Origin of the sequence: uncultured Aquincola sp. (assembly GCF_964001545.1) — a bacterium.
Classification (GTDB): domain Bacteria; phylum Pseudomonadota; class Gammaproteobacteria; order Burkholderiales; family Burkholderiaceae_C; genus Aquincola.
In genome coordinates this window covers 1-3,969 of sequence record NZ_CAXFDV010000190.1, presented here as the reverse complement: position 1 = coordinate 3,969, position 3,969 = coordinate 1, and the positions used below count along the sequence as shown (strand labels likewise).

General features: G+C 69.5%; 4 protein-coding genes. 3 read left to right on the top strand and 1 reads right to left on the bottom strand.

Going from position 1 to position 3,969, the window contains the following annotated elements:
• The coding region (locus tag ABNT58_RS06570; protein ID WP_348752702.1) for a hypothetical protein at positions 1 to 698 on the bottom strand (698 nt) is incomplete at its 3' end.
• 450 nt (positions 699 to 1,148) lie between these two features.
• Here ABNT58_RS06570 and ABNT58_RS06565 point away from each other — a divergent pair.
• The 3 genes from ABNT58_RS06565 to ABNT58_RS06555 all read left to right on the top strand — a co-directional run.
• Complete coding sequence (locus tag ABNT58_RS06565; RefSeq protein ID WP_348752701.1) at positions 1,149 to 2,876, top strand: peptidase M20; 1,728 nt, start codon at positions 1,149 to 1,151, stop codon at positions 2,874 to 2,876.
• 13 nt (positions 2,877 to 2,889) lie between these two features.
• Positions 2,890 to 3,330: a peptidase dimerization domain-containing protein gene (locus ABNT58_RS06560; RefSeq protein WP_348752700.1), complete on the top strand. Its 441-nt coding sequence runs from the start codon at positions 2,890 to 2,892 to the stop codon at positions 3,328 to 3,330.
• Positions 3,331 to 3,484: 154 nt separating this feature from the next.
• A partial coding sequence (locus ABNT58_RS06555) for a glycine zipper domain-containing protein (protein ID WP_348752699.1) occupies positions 3,485 to 3,969 on the top strand: 485 nt, incomplete at its 3' end.

Below are 3,969 nucleotides of genomic sequence, written 5' to 3'. Positions count from 1 at the left end.
AGCTCCTGCGTGCGCTCACGCACCCGCAGGTCGAGCTGGGCATGGCTGTCCTGCAGCGCCTGCTGGGCAGCGGTGCGGTCGTCCAGCGCCTGCCTCAGGTGGTCGTGGTCGCAGATCATGCGCACCATCAAGGCCGCCATGGCCACCAGCACGCAAGGCGCCGGTGCCTGGTAGCGCACCCAGGTCAAGGGCAGCGACAAGGTGGCCGCCACCGCATAACCCAGCGGCAGCAGCAGCAGGGCCACGCACACCAGGCTGTGGCCGTGGCGCGGCTCGCGGCGGGCCATCCAGGCGAACAGCGTCACCTGGCCCAGCGCCAGCGGCAGCCACACCAGCAGCTGCCCGCCACGGCCCAGCGGCAACCAGGCGGTCAACGCCCCGGCCACCAGGCCATAAGCCAGCAAGGCGCCGGACAGGCGCCGCCGCAGCGCAGCCGGCAGGCCGGTGAGCTGCACCAGCGCCTGGCCGAACAGCACGCCGGCCACGGTGCGGGCCAGGGCCAGCGGATCGGGCGTTGCCTGCAGCACGTCGGTGCCGAGCAGCGCATAGGCCGCATACAGCGCCCCGGCGGTCGCAAAGGCGGCGCAGAACCAGGGTGCACTGGGGTAACGAAGGCGCTGCCACACGAACCAGAACAACACCGCCAACGCGGTCAACGTGAATGCGCCGCCACCGGCCAACACCTGCTGCATCGCCATCGGCCCTTCTCCTCCTCCCGACCACCACCCGTCTGCCGGGGCCAGGCAGCGGGTTCACAGGCTTCAGCTTACGAGGCCGGCGCAAGGCCGCCACGGCTGCCAACAGGCCATGTTGCAACCGGGCGCAACGGCGCCCGCCACCGCAGGGCCTGCTTGTCTAGACAACTTGGCGCCGTATTCGTCGGAATGCCGACGGCATGCCGTGCCGCATCGTCGGGATCCCGACGCGACGTCGCGCCGTGCCCCAGGCCTGCGCCTGCGCCAAGTGCTTGCCCCCGTTGATTTCCTGGGTCGCCGGCCGCGTGCGCGCCTGCATGGCACATCGATTGCGGAACTTGTGGGCACGACCCGCTGCAGCGGGACCACGAGCGTCGGTGGTCCTGTTGCATGACTCACTGATGAAGCACTTGACAGGAGGGCGCAATGCCAACTCTCACCAGGCCGAACCCGATGAACCTCAGACTGCTGACCTGCTCGGTGGCCCTGGCGCTGGCCGCATGCGGCGGCAGCGACGACGACGGGCCCACGACGCCCGAGACCCCGCCGCCGGCCACGCCCAGCGACGTGCCCACCATCTCGCCGGAAGTGCGGGCAGCGGCGCAGAAGATCACGGTTGACCCCACGGTGATGGCGATGGTGCAGGAATGGTCCAGCCCCGCCAGCACGCAGGCCCGCTTCGACCAGCACATGGAGCTGGTGCGTATCGCCTCGCCCTCGCGCTTCGAGATGCGGCGCGCCGCCGAGATCCAGCGCCGTGCGCTGCAGGAATGGGGCTTTGCCGCCACTGAGATCAAGACCCGCGCCGACGGCCAGCTGCCGGGCAGCGACGTGCAGCTGGTGGACGGCCTGCCGGTCTACAACATGTGCGTGGAGATCAAGGGCAGCTATTCAGCCAGCGCGGGCGCCCAGGCCTACCGCGGCCAGTACCCCAAGGTGCTGGTGGAAGGCCACATCGACACCGTGAACCCCGAGGTGCTGCCGCCGGCCACCGATCCGTTCGAGCCGGTGAAGCTGCAGCCCATCGGGCAGGCCATCGTCACCACGCCGGGCGAGCTGGCGGCGATACCGGAGCAGCTCAGCTTCGATGCTGCCGGCCGCATCGTGCAGGACGCCAGCTACATCAAGGCGCGCCAGTACTTTGCCGACGAAACGGCGGCCAGGAACGCCGGCGCGATGCGCCTGTACGTGCCGGGCATCAGCGATGCGATGGGCAACACCTCGGGTGTCTTCAACCTGGCCAAGGCCATGAAGAAGTACAACATCAAGCCGGTGTACGACATGTGGTTCTGTGGCACCGCGGGCGAAGAAGGCAAGGGCAACCTGGCCGGCATGAAGCAGCTGTACGGCTACGACCAGAACCTGGGCACCGGCACCAACCCGCTGAACTTCGTCACCAACTTCAGCATCGACGGTGGCAGCGGCACCATCAACTTCATCGGCAGCTACCGCTTCGAGATGAAGTACACCGCGCCCACCGCGGCCGGTGCCACGGCGCCCAGCGCCCTGGAAGCAGCGGCGGCCTCCATCGCCCGCATCGCCGACGTGAAGACGCCCTGGGACGACGACAAGCAGGCGCTCAAGACCACCTACACCGTGGGTGTGGTGAGCTGTGAAGACCCGGCCGCGGGCAGCACCGTGGTGCCCAGCTGCACCGTGCAGGTGGACATGCGCTCGCCCCGGCTCGATCCGCTCAAGGACATCCGCGGCCGTATCGAGCCGCTGTTCCAGGCTGGCGTGACCGAAGAGAACAGCCGCTACGGCGTGCCCGACAACAGCGCCCAGGCGGTCAAGATGGAACTGACCTGGTTCGGCGACCGGCCGCCGCATGAGCGCAGCAACCTGTCGGACGTGTCGATCCAGGCGGCCTGGCAGTCGGCCGAGGTGGTGGGCGTGGACAAGCTCGAGAAGTTGTCCACCGCGGCCAGCAGCCTCAACGACAACGTGCCCGCCGCCATCGGCGTGCCCACCATCAACCTGAACATCGGCACCTTTGCCGCGGGCGGTGGCGGCCATGCCTTCTGGGAGTGGGCCATTCCGGGTGAAAGCGCCAAGGAAGTGCTGCGCCTGCAGCGTGTGCTCACGGCCGCGCTCATCGCCTCGGGCTTCCATGCCACCGACGGCAGCGTGGTGGCGCCTGCCGCCGCGCCCCTCGGCGCCCGCACCGCTGAAGTCAAGTAACAGGAGCACCCACATGAACAAGACGATCGCAAGCCTGTTGGCAGCCGCCGCCCTGACCCTGGGCGCGCTGCCGGTGCAGGCGCAGCAGACCGGCAGCCTGCTGGTGGAGTTTCAAGGCCCGGGTGGCCACAGCAACGGCGCTTATGGCCGCACCAGCGCCGTCCACGCGGCCGGTCGCACGCTGGCGCAGCTCAAGGCCGCGGGCCTGCCTGCGGGCGCTTACAGCGTCAGCGGACTCAACGGCGGCAACTCGGTCAACAGCATCGCCAGCGATGCCCGTTACACCGTGAGCCTGACCGCGCCCGATGCGGCGGCCTGGCAGGCGCTGGCGGCACGGGTCACCACCGCCGTGCAGGCGGGTGTGGCCGCAGAGAACAGCTTCCGCGGCGTGAAGGAGGGCGACCTGGTGGGCGGCGTCCCGGCGGCCATCCGCTACACCATCACGCCGCGATGAGGCGGGCCGCGTTGATACATCCCAGGGTGATCCCTGTCGGCCACGGCCGACAACGGTGACAGCCTCCGCCTCGCGACCGGATCAGCCTGCAAGGGCTGCCCGGCGTGCGAGGCGGGGCCTAAGGTTGAGTCACTCAAACCCGAAGGAGATTGACATGACCGATCGCAACCTCACCGACAAGACCGAATCGCATCCCGTGGCCACTGGCACCGGTGCCGTGGTGGGTGGTGTGGCCGGCGGCGTGGCCGGCGGTGCAGCCGCAGGCGCGGCCGTGGGCGGCATGACCGGCCCGGTGGGCGCGGCCGTGGGCGCTGTGGTGGGCGCGGTGGCCGGTGCGCTGGCCGGCCGTGGCATCCGCAAGGCGGTGGACCCGGCCGAAGAAGACACCTACTGGCGCGAGAACTACAGCACCCGCCCATACGTGAACACCGGCAGCACCTACGACGACTACGGCCCGGCCTACACCTATGGCGTGGACGCTTACACCCGCTACCCGGACCGTTCGTTCGACGACGTCGAATCGGACCTGAGCCGCGACTGGGGCAGCCGCCGTGGCAGCTCGTCGCTGGAATGGGAGCATGCCAAGCACGCCTCGCGCGATGCCTGGCACCGCCTGAGCGACAAGGTGGAACGTGCGGT

What these genes read in the sequence shown, in the direction of transcription:
- ABNT58_RS06560 (WP_348752700.1), top strand. Translation starts at nt 2,890, where the DNA reads ATGAACAAGACGATCGCAAGCCTGTTGGCAGCCGCCGCCCTGACCCTG.
- ABNT58_RS06565 (WP_348752701.1), top strand. Translation starts at nt 1,149, where the DNA reads ATGAACCTCAGACTGCTGACCTGCTCGGTGGCCCTGGCGCTGGCCGCA.